A 17,606-nucleotide genomic window follows, 5' to 3' on the forward strand; every position below is an offset into this window, starting at 1 on the left:
TCAATGGACTCCATAATGATGAGGGGTGCGGTGACGGGCCGATGCGGCATCGACCAGCAGCAAGCGGTGAGTGCGTGGGTACTCGCCGTGTTCACTGATGAAATTCAGCAGCTCGACGTAAGTCTTGCTGCTGTGGCGCAACGCGGCTTCGCGCAGGGCCGGGGCCAGTCGCGGCGACTGCATGGTCTGCAGCAACAGTTGATGGACCGCGCACAGATACTCGGCGCTCTCCTCTGGCTGGTTGAGGCGCAAGTGCAAGTCCGCCAGGTTGTGATGGGAAATCACGATGGCCGCTACCGCTTCGTCAGCGTTGGCCCAGCGTTCGAACAACACCTGCGCCAGCGCCAGGGCTTGCAGATAAGCTTCTCGGGCATCGACCAGTTCGCCCTGCATGAAATAGCGATTTGCCCTTTCGATCGTGCGTTTCCAGTGCTCCATGGTGAGCCTCCAAAGCGTTAGCAGGGTTTACACGCCGCCAGCGGTGAGCTTTTCCGGATTGAGTAGTTCTTCCAGTTGGCCACGGGACAAGTCGGTGTGTTCGAGGGCCACATCGATCACCGGACGGCCCTGCTGATAGGCTTTTTTGGCGATTTCGGCGGCTTTTTGGTAACCAATGATCGGGTTGAGTGCGGTCACCAGGATCGGATTGCGCGACAGCGCTTCCTTGAGCTTGGCCTCGTTGACCTTGAACGTGGCGATGGCCTTGTCGCCGAGCAGGCGGCTGGCGTTGGCCAGCAGTTCGATGCTGCTGAGCAAGTTTTGCGCGATGATCGGCAACATTACGTTCAACTCGAAATTACCGGACTGCCCGGCAATGGTGATCACGCTGTCGTTGCCGATGACTTGCGCGGCGACCATCGCCGTGGCTTCCGGGATCACTGGGTTGACCTTGCCCGGCATGATCGACGAGCCCGGCTGCAGGCCTTCGAGTTCGATTTCACCGAGCCCGGCCAAAGGCCCGGAGTTCATCCAGCGCAGGTCGTTGGCGATTTTCATCAACGACACTGCGGTGGTTTTGAGCTGGCCCGATACCGCCACCGCCGTGTCCTGCGAACCGATCAGCGCAAAAAGATCCTTGCCCGGGGTGAACTTCAGGTCCGTGAGTTGGCTCAGTTGCTGGCTGAACAACGCCGCGAACCGTGGATGCGCGTTGATCCCGGTGCCGACCGCCGTGCCGCCCTGCGCGAGGGATTGCAGCGCCGGTCGCAGATCCTGCAGGTGAGCGATGTTGGCCTTGAGCTGCTGCGCCCAGCCGTTAAGTACCTGGCTCATGCGCACGGGCATGGCATCCATCAGGTGCGTTCGGCCGGTTTTGACGAACGGATGCACTTGCTCGGCCTTGCGCTCGATCACCTCGACCAGATGCGCCAGCGCCGGCAGTAATTGCTCGTGCAGCGCCAGCGCGGCGCTGACGTGAATGGTGGTCGGGATGATGTCGTTGCTGCTCTGCCCGCAGTTGACGTGATCATTCGGGTTGACCGCTTCGCCCAGTAGACGGCTGGCCAGGGTCGCGAGCACTTCATTGGCGTTCATGTTGGAGCTGGTGCCCGAACCGGTCTGGAAGATATCCACCGGGAAGTGCTGCATGAAATCGCCTTCGAGCAGGCCTTGGGCGGCGTCGACGATCGCCTTGCCCTGGGCCGCGCTGATTTGTTCGAGTTCGACGTTGGCCTTGGCCGCTGCGGCTTTGGCCAACACTAGGGCGCGGATGAATTGCGCCGGCATGCGTTGGCCGCTGATCGGAAAATTGACCACGGCGCGCTGGGTCTGCGCGCCATACAGGGCGTCGGCGGGGACTTGCAGTTCGCCCATGCTGTCGCGTTCGATACGAGTGTTACTCATCGGGAAATCCTTGCAGCAGTTCAATGAGGGGAATGGAAGGCTGCAACTCGCAGGTCGCCAGTTGCCAGGTGTAGCGCTGCCAGCGATTGAGGCGGCAGTTGCACAAAGAGAGGCGTTCCAGTTCGCGCAGCGGGCGCCAGGCCTGGTCGAGGCAGTAACTGCGCCAGTGCCAGGGCAGCGCGACATCGGTGGCGGTGTCGAGCAGCAAACGGAAAGTGGTTTCGGCGACGGTCCAGGGCGAGGTGGCCGTGCAACAGGAGAGATACCGGCCTTCAGCCAGGTAATGTTCGATCAGACGCGGTTCGTCGGGGTTCAGCGCGCATCGAATCTGACGGCTCATCCAGCGCCAGCTTTCGAGGTAAGGCTGCTCGTGCAAAGCAGAACTCATAATTCGGGGCTCATCCGATAATGAGATTTATTATTAGATGATAATGAGAACCAAAACAACCCCAACTAATGGATGAGACTTATTGTGAGACTGGTGCACGGCGCATAAAAAAGCGCGTCACCCGATCAGGTGGCGCGCCTTCTTATGCATCGAGACGAGGTTAACTGCCGGCGACGGTCATCCGCTCGATCAACACCGAACCCGTACGAATGTTGCTGCGCAATTCCAGGTCATTCCCCACCGCGACGATCTGTTTGAACATGTCGCGCATGTTGCCGGCGATGGTGACTTCCTGCACCGCGAACTGGATTTCGCCATTCTCCACCCAGAACCCCGCCGCGCCCCGGGAGTAGTCGCCGGTGACCATGTTCAAGCCATGGCCCATCAATTCGGTGACCAACAGGCCACGCCCCATGCGCCGCAGCAGCGCGGCTTGATCTTCGTCGCCATGGGTGACGAACAGGTTGTGCACACCACCGGCGTTCGCGGTACTTGGCATACCGAGTTTACGGCCGGAATAGGTGCCGAGAATGTAGGAGACCAACTCGCCGTTTTCGACGAATGGTTTGGCGTAGGTCGCCAGGCCATCACCGTCGAACGCCGAGCTGCCCATGGCGCGCATCAGGTGCGGCCGCTCGTCGAGGGTCAGCCATTCCGGGAACAGCTTCTGCCCCAGCGCGCCTTCGAGGAACGACGATTTGCGATAAAGATTGCCGCCGGAGATCGCCGACAGAAAGCTGCCAAACAACCCGCCCGCCAGTTCCGCGGAAAACAGCACCGGCACTTCGCAGGTCGGCACCGGGCGCGCACCGAGGCGGCTCGCAGCCCGTTGCGCGGCGCGCTGGCCGATGCTCGCCGGGTCGGCCAGCAAGGTGCCAATGCGGTTCACGTCATACCAGTAATCGCGCTGCATCTGGCCGTCGGCCTCGGCGATCATCACGCAACTCAGACTGTGCCGGGTCGACGCATAGCCGCCGACAAAACCGTGGCTGTTGCCATACACGCGGCAACCCTGGTGGGTGCTCAGCGTGGTGCCGTCAGCGTTCTTGATCCGGCTGTCGGCGTCGAAAGCCGCCGCTTCACAGGCCAGCGCTTGTTCGATGGCTTGCTCAGGGGTGATGTCCCACTCATGGAACAGGTCGAAATCCTGCAGATCGCGAGCCATCAACGCCGCATCCGCCAGGCCCGAGGCTTCGTCTTCAGAGGTGTGCTTGGCGATCGCCAGCGCGGCGGCGACGGTCTCGCGAATCGCGTCCGGACCACTGGCGGAAGTGCTGGCCGAGCCCTTGCGCTGGCCAACATACAGGGTGATGCCGAAGCCCTGGTCGCGGTTGAACTCCACGGTTTCCACTTCCCGCTGGCGCACCGATGTCGACAAGCCCTGCTCCAGGGACACCGCGACTTCACAGGCACTGGCACCCTGGCGCTTGGCTTCGGCGATGATCTGCTCGACTTGCTCTTGCAGTGCCGGCAACGCTTGTGGGCCGACGCTTTCAACTGCACTCATGCTGTTCTCCACTCAAATTCTGCTTTCGGCTAAGGCCTGTGAGCGACCGGGCCGGACAAGCGGCCCCCGACTGGTTATCATGGCGGCGTTTCTTTGCGGACGGCCACCATGGTTGATTCTTACGACGACTCCCTCGATACGGGAGAAAAAAGCAAATCCCAGGTCAAACGCGAGCTGCATGCTCTGGTTGACCTTGGCGAGCGACTGACCACACTCAAGCCTGACTTGCTGGCAAAACTGCCCTTGACCGACGCCTTGCGCCGGGCTCTGGGCGATGCGCCGAAGCACAGCGCGAACATCGCGCGTAAACGGCACCTGATGTTTATCGGCAAACTGATGCGCGACCAGGACACTGACGCGATTCTGACTCTGCTCGATCAACTCGATGCCTCCACCCGGCAGTACAACGAACGTTTCCACGGCCTGGAACGCTGGCGCGATCGCTTGATCGCGGGCGACGATGGCGTCCTGGAAAAGTTCTTCATCGAGTACCCCGAGGCCGATCGCCAACAATTGCGCTCCCTGATCCGTCAGGCCCAGCACGAAGTGGCGACCAACAAGCCGCCGGCCTCGAGCCGCAAAATCTTCAAGTACATTCGCGAGCTGGACGAGACTCAACGCGGCCTGCGCTGATCCTCGACCGGGGTGGGTTGCCACGCAGCCCACCCGTCGCTCCCTTCTTTACGCGCCCGTGCCACCCACGGTGATCGCGTCGATTTTCAGCGTCGGCTGGCCTACGCCCACTGGCACCGACTGTCCATCCTTGCCACAGGTCCCCACGCCGCTGTCCAGCGCCAGATCGTTACCGACCATCGACACCTTACTCATGGCTTCCGGGCCGTTGCCGATCAACGTTGCGCCTTTGACCGGCGCGGTGATTTTGCCGTCCTCGATCAAATAGGCTTCGCTGGTGGAGAACACAAATTTGCCGCTGGTAATGTCAACCTGGCCGCCACCGAGGTTCGCGCAGTAGATGCCCTTCTTCACCGAGGCAATGATTTCCGCCGGATCGCTTTCGCCACCCAGCATGTAGGTGTTGGTCATGCGCGGCATCGGCAAGTGCGCGTAGGATTCGCGGCGACCGTTACCGGTGCGCGCCACGCCCATCAACCGGGCATTGAGCTTGTCCTGCATGTAGCCCTTGAGCACGCCGTTTTCGATGAGCGTGGTGCACTCGGTCGGTGTGCCTTCGTCGTCGACGCTGAGGGAACCACGACGACCGGCCAGGGTGCCGTCATCGACGATGGTGCACAGCTTCGACGCAACCATTTCGCCCATGCGTCCGCTGTAGGCCGAACTGCCCTTGCGGTTGAAATCACCTTCCAGGCCATGGCCGACCGCTTCGTGCAGCAGCACGCCGGACCAGCCCGAACCCAGCACCACCGGCAGGGTACCGGCCGGCGCCGGAATCGCCTCCAGATTGACCAGCGCCTGACGCAGCGCTTCGCGGGCATAGCCCATGGCGCGGTCGTCGCTGAGGAAATAACGATAGTCGGTACGCCCGCCGCCGCCATGGCCACCGCGCTCGCGGCGGCCGTTCTGCTCAACGATCACGCTGACATTGAGACGCACCAGCGGCCGCACATCCGCCGCCAGGCCGCCGTCGGTGGACGCCACCAGAATCCGTTCCCAGACCCCGGCCATGCTCACCGTGACTTGCTGAATTCGCGGGTCGAGGGCGCGGGTGGCGGCGTCGATACGCTTGAGCAACTCAACCTTCTCGGCGCGGCTGATCACTTCCAGCGGGTTGTCCGGGGCGTACAACTGCGCCACGTCCTGGGTGCTGAAGGCCTGCACGCTGCCATTCTGCCCGGCGCGGGATATAGAACGCGCCGCCCGCGCCGCAGCGCCGAGGGCTTCAAGGGTGATGGCGTTGCTGTAGGCAAACCCGGTTTTTTCCCCGGACTGCGCACGCACCCCCACCCCTTGGTCTAGGTTGAAGCTGCCTTCCTTGACGATGCCGTCTTCCAGCGCCCAGGACTCGGAAATCTGCCCCTGGAAATACAGGTCGGCAGCATCAATACCCGGGCCGGCCAGGTCGCCGAGCACGCTTTGCAGGCTCTCGATCGTCACGCCGCCGGGCGCCAACAGGTGGTCACTGACTGAGGACAACAACTCGCTCATATGCTTTACGCCTTAAATTCGTCGTTCTTAAGCAGGTCGCCGCGCGCCCTGCGAGAAAAAGCGCCGGTGACTGGACACCGGCATCCGCGCCCGAATGGACGCCTGTTCGCTGCTATCGCGTTCGGCCAGCAGCACGGCCTCGCCTTGATCCTGTTGCGCCACCACCCGGCCCCAGGGGTCGATGATCGCTGCATACCCGAAGGTTTCTCGCGGCCCCGGATGCACGCCACCCTGGGCGGCCGCGAGCACATAGCACTGGGTCTCGATGGCCCGTGCGCGAATCAACACGTCCCAATGCGCGGCACCGGTCACGGCGGTGAAAGCCGACGGCGCGGTGATCAACTCGGCACCGGCGGCACGTAATTCGCTGTACAGCTCCGGAAAACGCAGGTCGTAGCACACCGTCAAACCCACTCGGCCAACCGGCGTGTCCGCCACCACCACAGCACTGCCATGAGCATAGTCATCGGATTCACGGTAGCGACCGCGCGTGTCCGCCACGTCCACATCAAACAGGTGCAATTTGTCGTAACGGGCGACCGTCTCGCCGTGCTCGTCCACCAACAATGAGCAGGCGTGGACTTTGGCGGTCGGCTGATCTGCCGGCGGCAACGGCAAAGTGCCTGCCACTATCCATAACTTGAGGTCGCGGGCGGTCTGTTTCAACCACGGCAGGATCGGGCCTTCGCCCTGGGCTTCGGCGCGGCCGATGTCGGCGATGTCGCGGCGGCCCATGGCGGCGAAGTTTTCCGGCAGCACCGCGAGGCGCGCGCCGCTCTGCGCCGCCCGCTCGAGCAAGCGCCGGGCCTGGGCGAGGTTGGCCAGCACATCGCTCTGGCTGACCATCTGAATTACCGCGAAAGACATGGCGCGCTCCCGAATCGCTTTTCACAAGCACTGGCAGCCATGCTACTCCATGCGGCCGGCGCGCGCTTTTTCAAAAAAGTGCTCAAAAAGGTTTGTCGAAGGTGATTTTCGGCTCTTTCCACGGCCCTTTTACCGTGTAGTTGACGCTGGCAAAGCGCGCCACGCGGTCGCCAATCAGCTTGTCGATGAGGAACAACGCGCCGCCGATGGCCGGGGCCCCGACGATCAACGCGGCGATCGGCAGGTTATTGGTCACCGGCAACGTCACCAGCAACTTGGCGTCGACCTGATCGGCCACCAGATCCAGGGTGCCATTGAGCTCGAGGTTACTCGACGGCCCGGTCAGCACGATCGGCTCGCGGGTCACGTACACACCATTGCTCGCCACCAGCAGGCCTTTGACCCGGTCGTAGCTCAGGCCTTTACCGAACAAGTCGGAGAAGTCCAGACGCAGGCGGCGGCCGATGGAATTGAAGTTGAGCAGACCGAACACCCGCAATGCCTGGGCGCCGCCCTCCACTTCGACGAACTGGCCTTTGTTCAACGAGGCATCGATGCTCCCGGAGAAACGCTTGCTCGCCACCCACGCCGGCGAACCCGGCCAGCGTCCGTCGACGTCCATGTGGAAATCTTCACTGGTGACGCTCGGCGCAAAACCCCAGCCCTTGAGCACATCGGCGAGGTTCTTGCCGCTGATCCGCCCCTTGTACCAACTGCTGGTGCTGCCGGGCGCACCTTCCCAGGTGCCGCTGCCTTGCAGCAGCATGCCCTTGAGGCCGAGGTCGAGGTCATTCAGGGCGATGCCCTTGGCGGTCGGGCGGATTTTCAGTGACCAGCCACCCACCAGATCGGCGCCCTGAAACAGTTGATTGACGGTGATATCCAGCGCCGGGATCTTGGTCGGATCAACCGAGGCCAGTGGGTCCGGAGCATTCTCGTCGGCCTGCACTGTCGGGTCGGCGGCCGGCAGGCGCACGTACTGCAAATTGATGGCGATCGGCGCCGCTTTGGCGTCGGGGATGTTGGCGCTGCCCTTGACCTGCTGGCTGTCGAGTTGCACGCCCCAGGCGACCGGTTTGCGATCGAGTTTCACCGCCGCCTGGTCCAGGGTGGTGCCCATCGCCGTGAGCTTGCCGACCTTGATGTCCGCGCTGCTCAGCAGTTGCTTGGCACTGCCACTCGGGTCCTGGCCGACGTATTTATCCACCAGGTCCTTCCACGGCGCGATATCCAGCTCCGACAGTTCGCCGCGCACCCGCAGCCCTTTGCTGTTGGGCAGTTCCGCTTCACCGACGCCGAGGAACAACTCACCACGACCGTCGCCGAAACCGCTTTGCGGAGCGACGAAAGTGAAGTTGGCCAACTGGTCATAGTTGACCCAGTAACGTTTTTCTTCCCCTTGCAACGTCATGCGGAACGACGACTCGCGGCCCACATCGGCGGCCATGCCGAATGGTGCCGGCAAATCCACCGCCACGCCTTGCAGGTTGGAATTGACCTTCAACTCGCTGTCGGCGCCGTTCAGCGTGACCTGCAATTGATACGGAATGATCCCCGACACCGGCAGCGGCTGGGTCACGCTCAGCCAGTCGGTAAGTTTCTTCACCTCGACCTGGCCTGACGCGGTCACTCGGGTATTGAGTTTGCCGGGGCTGCCCTCGGCGAAAATCTGCGCGGTCACCGGTTTGTCGAACGCCCGGGCGCTGATGTTCTGCCCGCTCAGGCCCTTGGCGCTGTCGAAGCGGAAATCGCCCTTGAGCTGAGTCAACTCAAGTGCCGGTTCCGCCAGCTTCAAACGCGCTTTGGCGGTTTTGAAGTCGACCTGGATCTTCGGCTCTTCGCCTTTGACCAGCGGGATATCGAGCTTGATCTTGCCCTGCAAGTCGCCCTCGCCTTCCCAACCAGCGAAGGTCTCGGCAGTGCCGATCGGCGCCTCCTGGAGAATCTTGACGCCATCGCCCAGGCCACCGGCAAAGGCGCCGTCGATAAACATGTGGCTGGTCTGCCCGGTGGGCACGTGTGGGATGTTGACGTAGACGTTGCTGACCTGAGTGTCGAGCAACTGGCCCTTGCTGGCGAGGATTCGCACGCCGCTGTCTTCGATGAACACATCACCGTTGACCTTACTGATGTGCGGCCAGCCAGGCTGGAACGCCAGTTCGGCGTCGTGCACCTTGAAAAACAGGCTGATGCTGCGGTCGGCGTCGCCGGCGTTCTTGCTCAACGAGCCCTGATATTGGAAGAAGCCTTGGTCCACTGCGCCTTTGAGGATCGCCGTGCGCAGCCATTCGTCGAGCGCAGGGCTCAGGACTTCTGGCAGGTACTTGGCGGTGTACTTGCCGTCGCCCTCCACCAGGCCGACGCGCAAGTCCATGTAATCTTCCTGGCTGTGGTCGAAGTGCAGGCGGATCAGGAAATCGCCGGCGATCTTGCCTTCTTCGCCCAGCACTTTCAGGTAGGGCGCAATCAGGGTGAAGCCTTGCTTGTCGAGCTTCCAGGTCAGCCGGGCGTTGGCTTGCAAGTATTGCCACGGCTTGGCAAAGATCGGGTCGAGGTGCAGGACGAAATCCTTGCTGTCCATGCGCAACTCGCCCTGGCCGAGGTCGCCGCTGATGCTGCCCGACACGTTGCGTGCCGCCGGCGCGCCGTGATAAGCGTCGAAGCCGACGGTGTCGAGGTTGGCGGCGAAGCTGACCTTTTGATCGCCGGTATTTTGCGGCCGGTAATCGGCCAGCACGTTGCGCAACACCCCGGTGACCTTGAGCCGTTCGATGGTGGTCGCCAGGGCTTCCGGCAGCGGCGCGAGGGCGTTGATCAGTGGGGTGAGCGGCGTCAGGTCGAGGCGGTCGGCCTGCAAGTGCCAGCGTTCTTCGGCCTTGTCGGTGGCGATGCTTTGCTCCAGTTGCAGGTGCGATTCCCAACGGGTTTCGCCGAGGGTCAAGGCCAAGGAATCGAACGAGACCTTCAAACCGCGACTGCTGCGCTGGAAATAGGCATTCAGCGCGAGGTTATCCAGGGTAACCGGCTCGCGATCGGCGTAGGCGCCTTTGATCTGCGGCGCGTGCAAGCGCGCGACCGCACTCTGCACATTGCCCTGCTCCCAGTTCAACCAGAACTCGCCGCCGGCCTTGATCCGCGACAGTTTCCACTGCTGGGTCAGACGTGCTGGCAGCCAGCGGGACCAGTCGCTTTGCGGCAGGCTCAAGTAGGCTTCGGCAGCGCCGTTCTTCCAGTCGCTGGCGCGGACGCGGGTGCGCAGGCTCATGGCCACCGGCTGGCCGTCCGGCAGGGTCAGGCGAGCATCGAGGCGCTGGCGACTGGCGCCGGTCTTGAGGTTAAGCCCGACGTAAGTCAGGGTCAGCGGCGCCTGATCGAGCGGTTGCAAAGTGACCTGGCTGTCGAGCACCGACAGTTGCTGGACCATTTGCATCTTGTTCAGCAACTGCTCCGCGTCCAGTGGCTGGTCCTGCTGGATCGGCAAGCCTTCCAGCGCCCAGTGGCCGTCGGCGCCCTCCTTGAGATTGATCTTCAGGCCGCTGACTTCCAGATGCGCGATCCGCACTTCCCGAGCCAGCAGACTGGCCCACAGATCCGGCACCGCCCGTACATGGTCCAGACGCACGCTATTGGCGCCCTCGCCCACGGTGACATCCCGCGCCAGCACAATGGGCGCAAAGCCACGCCAGGTGCCTTCGAGGCTACCAATCCGCAACGGCATGCCCAGTGCCTGCTGGGCCTTGGCCTCGACCTCGGCGCGGTACTCGGCGACCACCGGCGCCAACTCGCGGCCAAGGCTGACGTACACCGCCATCAGCACCAGGACCAACGCGCAGAGGCCCAGGCCCCAGCGGGTCAGTGCGGCCAAAAGGCGTGTGAAACGGTCCATGTCAGGTGGCTCCCGGGGCTAAAAAACGGCAAAAAGCTGAGGCCAGCCTGCTTGCTGAAAATGATCGACAGCGCTTCAGAGCAGCACCACGTCGTATTGTTCCTGCGAATACATGGTTTCGACCTGAAAACGAATGGTCCGGCCGATGAACCCTTCCAGCTCCGCTACGTTGCCGGACTCTTCATCGAGCAAGCGGTCGACGACTTTCTGGTTGGCCAATACACGATAGCCCTCGGCCTGATAGGCGCGGGCCTCGCGGAGAATTTCCCGGAAAATTTCGTAGCAAACGGTTTCCGGGGTCTTCAACTTGCCCCGGCCCTGGCAACTGTGGCACGGCTCGCACAACACTTGCTCGAGGCTTTCGCGGGTGCGCTTGCGGGTCATCTGCACCAGGCCCAACTCGGTGATGCCGATGATGTTGGTCTTGGCGTGATCACGCTCCAGTTGCTTCTCCAGCGTGCGCAGCACTTGGCGCTGATGTTCTTCGTCTTCCATGTCAATGAAGTCGATGATGATGATCCCGCCGAGGTTGCGCAGGCGCAGTTGCCGGGCAATCGCGGTGGCCGCTTCGAGGTTGGTCTTGAAGATGGTTTCTTCGAGGTTGCGGTGGCCGACGAACGCGCCGGTGTTGACGTCGATGGTGCTCATGGCTTCGGCCGGATCGATCACCAGGTAACCGCCGGACTTGAGCGGCACCTTGCGCTCCAGGGCTTTCTGGATTTCATCTTCGACGCCATACAGGTCGAAGATCGGCCGTTCGCCGGGGTAGTGCTCCAGGCGATCAGCGATTTCCGGCATCAATTCGGCGACGAACTGCGTGGTCTTCTGGAAGGTTTCCCGGGAATCGATACGGATCTTCTCGATCTTCGGGCTGACCAAGTCACGCAAGGTGCGCAACGCCAGGCCCAGGTCTTCATAAATGACGCTGGGGGCGCTGATGGTCTTGATTTGGTCGTTGATCTGATCCCACAGCCGTCGCAGGTAGCGGATGTCCATCAGGATCTCGTCGGCGCCAGCGCCTTCTGCTGCCGTGCGCAGGATGAAGCCGCCCGCTTCCTTGATCCCTTCTTTGGCCACGCAGTCGGTGACCACCTGCTTGAGACGCTCGCGCTCGCCTTCGTCTTCGATCTTCAGGGAAATACCGACATGGGCGGTGCGCGGCATGTACACCAGGTAGCGCGACGGAATCGACAGTTGCGTGGTCAGGCGCGCGCCCTTGGAACCGATCGGGTCCTTGGTGACTTGCACCACCAGGCTCTGGCCTTCGTGCACCAGTGCGCTGATGCTTTCCACCGCCGGGCCTTCGCGCAAGGATATTTCCGAAGCGTGGATGAACGCCGCGCGGTCGAGGCCGATGTCGACAAACGCCGCCTGCATGCCCGGCAGGACGCGAACCACTTTGCCTTTATAGATGTTGCCGACGATCCCGCGCTTCTGGGTGCGCTCTACGTGAACTTCTTGCAGGACACCGTTTTCGACCACCGCCACGCGGGATTCCATCGGCGTGATGTTGATCAGAATCTCTTCACTCATGGCAGGGTCTCGTTCAGGCATGTTCACGGTAATAGCCGCATCTTAGTCAGTACGACGCTCAGCGCGCGTTAAGGGTTTGCCAACAGGGTATGCCGAAATGGCCGAGCAGTTCTGCGGTTTCGCACAGCGGCAGGCCGACCACCGCCGAATAGCTGCCGCTCAGCCCGGCCACGAACACTGCGCCCAGTCCTTGAATCCCGTAGCCGCCGGCCTTGTCCCGGGGTTCGCCGCTGGCCCAGTAGGCAGCGGCCTCGGCATCGGCAATCGGACGAAACAGCACTTGGCTGCGCACTACCTGCGACTCGCAACGCTGGCCATCGAGCACGGCAATCGCGGTGAGCACTTCGTGCTCGCGCCCGGACAACAGCTTAAGCATGGCGCAGGCCTCGGCTTCATCCAGCGGTTTGCCGAGAATTTTTCCGTCCAGCACTACAGCGGTGTCGGCGCCCAGGACGCAGAAAGCCTCGTCGCTGCTGACGCGCAAGCGCCCCGCCTCGGCCTTGCCGCGCGCCAGGCGCTCGACATAGGCCGAAGGGCTTTCATCAGGTTGAGGGGTTTCGTCGATGTCCGCGCTGATGGCGGTGAACGGCACGCCGATCTGCGTGAGCAACTCACGGCGACGCGGCGAACCGGAGGCGAGGTAAAGCGATTTCATTCCAGACATCTCCCTGTCGAGGTACGGGCGCATGCCTGACCGAATCAATTGATTTTGTAGCGGCGACTCAACCCACGCAATCCGAAACTGACCCAAGGCCAGAGCAAGGCGCTGATCAGCGCTGGCAACAGCACCGCCAGGGTCTGGCGATTGCCGGTCAGGGCACTGAGCCACAATTGCAGCAACTGCGCGAGACCGAAAATCACCAGGATCACCAGGCTCTGCTGCCACATCGGGAACATCCGCAGGCGTTGCTGCAGCGACAGGATCAGGAAGGTAATCAAGGTCAGGATCAGCGCGTTATGCCCCAGCAACGTGCCGAACAGAATGTCTTCGGCCAGACCCAGGCACCAGGCGGTGAGCATGCCGACCTTGTTGGGCATTTCCAGCGCCCAGAACGCCAGCGGCAGCGCGAGGAACATCGGTCGCAGGATTTCCACGTGCGGGAACGGCACTACGCTGAGCAGCAGGGCGATGAGGAATGTCAGCCAGATGATCCAGCCGTTTCGAGAGCGGGTGCTGGGCATTATTCTCTGCCTCGCGGGGTGGCGGCCGGCGCGGCGGCGGGTGGCTTGGTCGCCGCGGGTTTGACCGCCGGAGCCGTGGATGCCGCGGGTTTCACCGGGGTCGCTTGGGCAGGCTTGACCGGCGTGGTCGGCTTGGCTGGAGTCGCTGGCGCGGCCGGGGTTGCGGCAGGCGTTGTGGGAGCGGCGGTCGCGGGTGTGGTTGTCGCGGGTTTTGGCACCGTGGCCGGCACCACCGCAGCGCCGGCGGCGTGCTGTTCGGCATCTTGGGCTTGCGCCGCCTCGTTGGCGCGCTCCTCCGGGGTGCGGCCATCGCTGAACACTAACAGCATGTAGCGGCTGCGATTGAGCGCGGCGGTGGGCACGGCACGCACGATGGCGAATGGCTGGCCGGAATCGTGGATCACTTCCTTCACCGTGGCCACCGGATAACCGGCCGGGAAGCGCTGGCCAAGCCCAGAACTGACCAGTAAATCGCCTTCCTTGATGTCAGCAGTATCCGCCACGTGCCGCAGTTCAAGACGCTCCGGGTTGCCGGTGCCGCTGGCAATCGCCCGCAAGCCGTTACGGTTCACTTGCACCGGAATGCTGTGGGTCGTGTCGGTGAGCAACAGCACGCGCGAGGTGTACGGCATCAGTTCGACCACTTGGCCCATCAGGCCGCGGGCATCGAGCACCGGCTGACCGAGGACCACGCCGTCGCGCTCCCCTTTATTGATGATGATGCGATGGGTAAAGGGGTTGGGGTCGACACCGATTAACTCGGCGACTTCGACTTTTTCATTGACCAGTGCCGAGGAGTTGAGCAACTCGCGCAGGCGAACGTTCTGCTCGGTCAGGGCCGCGAGCTTTTGCAGGCGCCCCTGCAACAGCAGGTTTTCCGTCTTGAGTTTTTCGTTTTCGGCGACCAACTCGGTGCGGCTGCCGAACTGGCTGCTGACCCCGCGCCACAGGCGTTCGGGCAAATCAGTGATCCAGTAGGCGTCCATCAACACCAGCGACATTTGACTGCGCGCAGGCTTGAGCACGTCGAAGCGAGCATCGACCACCATCAGCGCAACCGATAGCACGGCCAGCACCAAAAAGCGCACGCCCAATGAGGGGCCCTTGGCGAAAAGCGGTTTAATAAGCCGCTCCTCCCAGGCAAATGTTCTCTTTATTCATACGGCATCAAACCGGCCTGGATGCAGACTGACAGAAGATAAACGCCAACAGGCAGCACTGCAAAGTGCTGCCTGTGAGCGGAACAGCATAGAGGCTTTCAGCGAAATCACTCGCTGGAGAGCAGATCCATGGTGTGCTTATCCATCATTTCCAATGCACGGCCACCGCCGCGAGCAACGCAAGTCAGCGGATCTTCGGCAACGATCACCGGCAGACCGGTTTCCTGGGCCAGCAACTTGTCGAGGTCACGCAGCAAGGCGCCACCACCGGTCAGCACCAGGCCACGCTCGGCGATATCGGACGCCAGTTCCGGCGGCGATTGCTCCAGGGCACTTTTTACAGCCTGAACGATGGTCGCCAGGGACTCTTGCAGAGCCTCCAGGACTTCATTGGAGTTCAGGGTGAATGCGCGTGGAACGCCTTCAGCCAGGTTGCGGCCGCGAACGTCGACTTCGCGAACTTCGCCGCCCGGGTAGGCGGTGCCGATTTCCTGCTTGATGCGCTCGGCGGTGGATTCGCCGATCAGGCTGCCGTAGTTGCGGCGCACGTAGGTGATGATCGCTTCGTCGAAGCGGTCGCCACCAACCCGCACGGATTCGGCGTAGACCACACCGTTCAGGGAGATCAGGGCGATTTCAGTGGTCCCGCCACCGATATCCACCACCATCGAACCGCGGGCTTCTTCAACCGGCAGGCCGGCACCGATCGCAGCCGCCATTGGCTCTTCGATCAGGAACACTTCGCGGGCACCGGCACCGAGGGCCGATTCACGGATGGCACGACGCTCCACCTGGGTGGATTTGCATGGAACGCAGATCAGCACACGAGGGCTGGGCTGCAGAAAACTGTTTTCGTGAACTTTGTTAATAAAGTATTGCAGCATCTTTTCGCAGACGCTGAAGTCGGCGATCACGCCGTCTTTCATCGGACGGATGGCGGCGATGTTGCCCGGCGTACGGCCGAGCATGCGCTTGGCTTCGGTGCCGACAGCCACGACACTTTTCTGATTACCGTGGGTGCGAATGGCCACAACCGATGGCTCATTCAGGACGATACCGCGCTCGCGCACGTAAATAAGGGTGTTGGCAGTGCCCAGGTCAATGGAAAGATCGCTGGAAAACATGCCACGCAGTTTCTTGAACATGGGAAAGGGACCCTAGGCAACGCGTGGGTAAAAAAGTGCGGCAAACTCTAACAACGACAGGGATTTTGGGCAAGGCGCCAATATGTTAAATTGGCCGCTTTTCTGTGCACCAACCCCCACAATCGCGGCCGTAAGACCGTAGAAATGCGGTAGTGTTCCGACAATCTAACACACGGACGCCGTCCGTTCTGTTTTCCACTGGAGATTCCCATGGCGCTTGAACGCTCCGACGTGGAAAAAATCGCTCACCTGGCCTGTCTGGGCCTGGATGATGCCGATCTTCCACACATCACTTCGGCCCTGAACAGCATTCTCGGGCTGGTCGACGAAATGCAAGCGGTCAATACCGACGGCATCGAGCCGCTGGCGCATCCACTGGAAGCCAGTCAACGCCTGCGTGCCGACGTCGTGACCGAATCCAATCATCGCGAGGCCTATCAATCCATCGCACCAGCGGTCGAAAACGGCCTGTACCTGGTTCCGAAAGTCATCGACTAAAGGGAAAGAGCCTGCAATGCATCAATTGACTCTGGCTGAGATCGCCCGCGGACTCGCCGATAAAAAGTTTTCCTCCGAAGAGCTGACCAAAGTCCTGCTGGCGCGTATCGCCCAGCTCGATCCACAGCTCAACAGCTTCATCAGCCTCACCGAAGAGCTCGCGCTGCAGCAGGCCAAAGCCGCTGACGTGCGCCGGGCCAACGGTGAGAGCGGCGCCCTGCTCGGCGCGCCGATTGCCCACAAAGACCTGTTCTGCACACAGGGCATCCGCACCAGTTGCGGTTCGAAAATGCTCGACAACTTCAAGGCCCCGTACGACGCCACCGTGGTTGCCAAACTGGCCGCCGCCGGCGCGGTGACCCTGGGCAAGACCAACATGGACGAATTCGCCATGGGTTCGGCCAACGAGTCGAGCTACTACGGCGCGGTAAAAAACCCGTGGAACCTGGAACATGTGCCTGGCGGTTCGTCCGGCGGTTCCGCTGCGGCCGTGGCCGCGCGCCTGCTGCCAGCGGCAACCGGCACTGACACCGGCGGCTCGATTCGCCAACCGGCAGCACTGACCAACCTCACCGGTCTGAAACCGACTTACGGCCGCGTCTCGCGCTGGGGCATGATCGCCTACGCTTCCAGCCTCGACCAGGGCGGCCCATTGGCGCGCACCGCCGAAGATTGCGCGATCCTGCTGCAAGGCATGGCCGGGTTCGACCCGAATGATTCCACCAGCATCGACGAACCGGTGCCGGATTACAGCGCCAGCCTCGGCACTTCACTGCAAGGCCTGCGCATCGGTGTGCCGAAGGAATACTTCGGCGCCGGCCTCGACCCGCGCATCGCCGAGCTGATCCACAACAGCGTCAAAGAGCTGGAAAAGCTCGGCGCCGTGGTCAAGGAAATCAGCCTGCCGAACATGCAGCACGCGATTCCGGCGTACTACGTGATCGCTCCGGCGGAAGCCTCGTCCAACCTGTCGCGGTTTGACGGCGTGCGTTTCGGCTACCGCTGCGAAAACCCGGTCAACCTGATCGACCTGTACAAGCGCTCCCGTGGTGAAGGGTTCGGCCCGGAAGTGCAGCGCCGGATCATGGTCGGCGCCTACGCGCTGTCGGCCGGTTACTACGACGCCTACTACCTGAAGGCGCAGAAGATTCGTCGTCTGATCAAGAACGACTTCATGGCCGCCTTCAATGAGGTCGACATCATCCTCGGCCCTACCACGCCGAACCCGGCCTGGAAACTCGGCGCCAAGAACAGCGACCCGGTCGCCGCGTACCTGGAAGACGTCTACACCATCACCGCCAACCTCGCAGGCCTGCCGGGCCTGTCGATGCCGGCCGGTTTTGTCGACGGCCTGCCGGTGGGCGTGCAACTGCTCGCGCCGTATTTCCAGGAAGGCCGCCTGTTGAACGTTGCCCACCAGTATCAGTTGAACACTGACTGGCACACCCGCACCCCAACCGGCTTCTGAGGAGAC

Annotated in this window: 15 protein-coding genes; 3 read left to right on the plus strand and 12 right to left on the minus strand. The window is 62.2% G+C overall.

The genetic code is table 11. The features are described from left to right. From RG836_RS01560 to pmbA, 4 genes are all read right to left on the minus strand, one after another. A complete protein-coding gene (locus RG836_RS01560; RefSeq protein WP_310842667.1) occupies window positions 1–438 on the minus strand; it encodes a hypothetical protein in 438 nt (145 codons plus the stop codon). A gap of 27 nt (window positions 439–465) precedes the next feature. Then, window positions 466–1,842 carry a class II fumarate hydratase gene (locus tag RG836_RS01565; RefSeq protein ID WP_310842669.1) on the minus strand — a complete coding sequence of 459 codons (1,377 nt, stop codon included), beginning with the start codon at window positions 1,840–1,842 and terminating at the stop codon, window positions 466–468. Further along, on the minus strand, window positions 1,835–2,230 hold the full coding sequence (locus RG836_RS01570) for a FagA protein (protein WP_310842671.1): 396 nt from the start codon (window positions 2,228–2,230) through the stop codon (window positions 1,835–1,837). The genes RG836_RS01565 and RG836_RS01570 overlap by 8 nt, the downstream gene beginning before the upstream one ends. Before the next feature lie 160 nt (window positions 2,231–2,390). Next, complete coding sequence (pmbA, locus tag RG836_RS01575) at window positions 2,391–3,737, minus strand: metalloprotease PmbA (protein ID WP_310842672.1); 1,347 nt, start codon at window positions 3,735–3,737, stop codon at window positions 2,391–2,393. Window positions 3,738–3,845: 108 nt separating this feature from the next. On the opposite strand from pmbA, the gene yjgA reads away from it, so the two are divergent. Continuing rightward, window positions 3,846–4,370 (plus strand): ribosome biogenesis factor YjgA, encoded by a 525-nt coding sequence (gene yjgA, locus RG836_RS01580; RefSeq protein WP_310842673.1) that lies wholly within the window; start codon window positions 3,846–3,848, stop codon window positions 4,368–4,370. Between the two features lie 48 nt (window positions 4,371–4,418). On the opposite strand, the gene tldD is transcribed toward yjgA, so the two are convergent. The 8 genes from tldD to mreB all read right to left on the minus strand — a co-directional run bounded on the left by tldD (window position 4,419) and on the right by mreB (window position 15,634). Continuing rightward, entirely contained in the window at window positions 4,419–5,861 is a 1,443-nt protein-coding gene (gene tldD, locus RG836_RS01585; RefSeq protein ID WP_310842675.1) for a metalloprotease TldD, read from the minus strand. A gap of 27 nt (window positions 5,862–5,888) precedes the next feature. Then, window positions 5,889–6,728, minus strand: a complete 840-nt coding sequence (locus RG836_RS01590) for a carbon-nitrogen hydrolase family protein (protein ID WP_310842676.1) — start codon at window positions 6,726–6,728, stop codon at window positions 5,889–5,891. 82 nt (window positions 6,729–6,810) lie between these two features. Beyond that, on the minus strand, window positions 6,811–10,614 hold the full coding sequence (locus RG836_RS01595) for a YhdP family protein (protein WP_310842677.1): 3,804 nt from the start codon (window positions 10,612–10,614) through the stop codon (window positions 6,811–6,813). Window positions 10,615–10,689: 75 nt separating this feature from the next. Then, complete coding sequence (rng, locus tag RG836_RS01600; protein WP_310842679.1) at window positions 10,690–12,147, minus strand: ribonuclease G; 1,458 nt, start codon at window positions 12,145–12,147, stop codon at window positions 10,690–10,692. A 58-nt stretch (window positions 12,148–12,205) separates the two neighbouring features. Beyond that, window positions 12,206–12,802 carry a Maf family protein gene (locus RG836_RS01605; protein WP_310842680.1) on the minus strand — a complete coding sequence of 199 codons (597 nt, stop codon included), beginning with the start codon at window positions 12,800–12,802 and terminating at the stop codon, window positions 12,206–12,208. 44 nt (window positions 12,803–12,846) lie between these two features. Beyond that, on the minus strand, window positions 12,847–13,329 hold the full coding sequence (mreD, locus tag RG836_RS01610; RefSeq protein WP_310842681.1) for a rod shape-determining protein MreD: 483 nt from the start codon (window positions 13,327–13,329) through the stop codon (window positions 12,847–12,849). Further along, window positions 13,329–14,453 carry a rod shape-determining protein MreC gene (mreC, locus tag RG836_RS01615; RefSeq protein ID WP_310842752.1) on the minus strand — a complete coding sequence of 375 codons (1,125 nt, stop codon included), beginning with the start codon at window positions 14,451–14,453 and terminating at the stop codon, window positions 13,329–13,331. Before mreC ends, mreD begins: the two co-directional genes overlap by 1 nt. Window positions 14,454–14,596: 143 nt before the next feature. Then, window positions 14,597–15,634: a rod shape-determining protein MreB gene (mreB, locus tag RG836_RS01620; RefSeq protein ID WP_002555108.1), complete on the minus strand. Its 1,038-nt coding sequence runs from the start codon at window positions 15,632–15,634 to the stop codon at window positions 14,597–14,599. Between the two features lie 210 nt (window positions 15,635–15,844). Here mreB and gatC point away from each other — a divergent pair, with 210 nt between their 5' ends. Beyond that, window positions 15,845–16,132: an Asp-tRNA(Asn)/Glu-tRNA(Gln) amidotransferase subunit GatC gene (gene gatC, locus RG836_RS01625; RefSeq protein ID WP_310842682.1), complete on the plus strand. Its 288-nt coding sequence runs from the start codon at window positions 15,845–15,847 to the stop codon at window positions 16,130–16,132. A 16-nt stretch (window positions 16,133–16,148) separates the two neighbouring features. Then, window positions 16,149–17,600, plus strand: a complete 1,452-nt coding sequence (gene gatA / locus RG836_RS01630; protein ID WP_310842683.1) for an Asp-tRNA(Asn)/Glu-tRNA(Gln) amidotransferase subunit GatA — start codon at window positions 16,149–16,151, stop codon at window positions 17,598–17,600. The last annotated feature ends 6 nt before the right edge of the window (window positions 17,601–17,606 follow it).

The organism is Pseudomonas rhizozeae (assembly GCF_031583775.1).
In the GTDB taxonomy this organism is placed as follows: domain Bacteria; phylum Pseudomonadota; class Gammaproteobacteria; order Pseudomonadales; family Pseudomonadaceae; genus Aquipseudomonas.

Coding starts and splice junctions, on each gene's coding strand:
- gatA (WP_310842683.1), top strand. CDS start 16,149: ATGCATCAATTGACTCTGGCTGAGATCGCCCGCGGACTCGCCGATAAA.
- RG836_RS01570 (WP_310842671.1), bottom strand. CDS start 2,230: ATGAGTTCTGCTTTGCACGAGCAGCCTTACCTCGAAAGCTGGCGCTGG.
- RG836_RS01590 (WP_310842676.1), bottom strand. CDS start 6,728: ATGTCTTTCGCGGTAATTCAGATGGTCAGCCAGAGCGATGTGCTGGCC.
- yjgA (WP_310842673.1), top strand. CDS start 3,846: ATGGTTGATTCTTACGACGACTCCCTCGATACGGGAGAAAAAAGCAAA.
- rng (WP_310842679.1), bottom strand. CDS start 12,147: ATGAGTGAAGAGATTCTGATCAACATCACGCCGATGGAATCCCGCGTG.
- RG836_RS01605 (WP_310842680.1), bottom strand. CDS start 12,802: ATGAAATCGCTTTACCTCGCCTCCGGTTCGCCGCGTCGCCGTGAGTTG.
- gatC (WP_310842682.1), top strand. CDS start 15,845: ATGGCGCTTGAACGCTCCGACGTGGAAAAAATCGCTCACCTGGCCTGT.
- mreB (WP_002555108.1), bottom strand. CDS start 15,634: ATGTTCAAGAAACTGCGTGGCATGTTTTCCAGCGATCTTTCCATTGAC.
- RG836_RS01595 (WP_310842677.1), bottom strand. CDS start 10,614: ATGGACCGTTTCACACGCCTTTTGGCCGCACTGACCCGCTGGGGCCTG.
- mreD (WP_310842681.1), bottom strand. CDS start 13,329: ATGCCCAGCACCCGCTCTCGAAACGGCTGGATCATCTGGCTGACATTC.
- RG836_RS01560 (WP_310842667.1), bottom strand. CDS start 438: ATGGAGCACTGGAAACGCACGATCGAAAGGGCAAATCGCTATTTCATG.
- pmbA (WP_310842672.1), bottom strand. CDS start 3,737: ATGAGTGCAGTTGAAAGCGTCGGCCCACAAGCGTTGCCGGCACTGCAA.
- tldD (WP_310842675.1), bottom strand. CDS start 5,861: ATGAGCGAGTTGTTGTCCTCAGTCAGTGACCACCTGTTGGCGCCCGGC.
- RG836_RS01565 (WP_310842669.1), bottom strand. CDS start 1,842: ATGAGTAACACTCGTATCGAACGCGACAGCATGGGCGAACTGCAAGTC.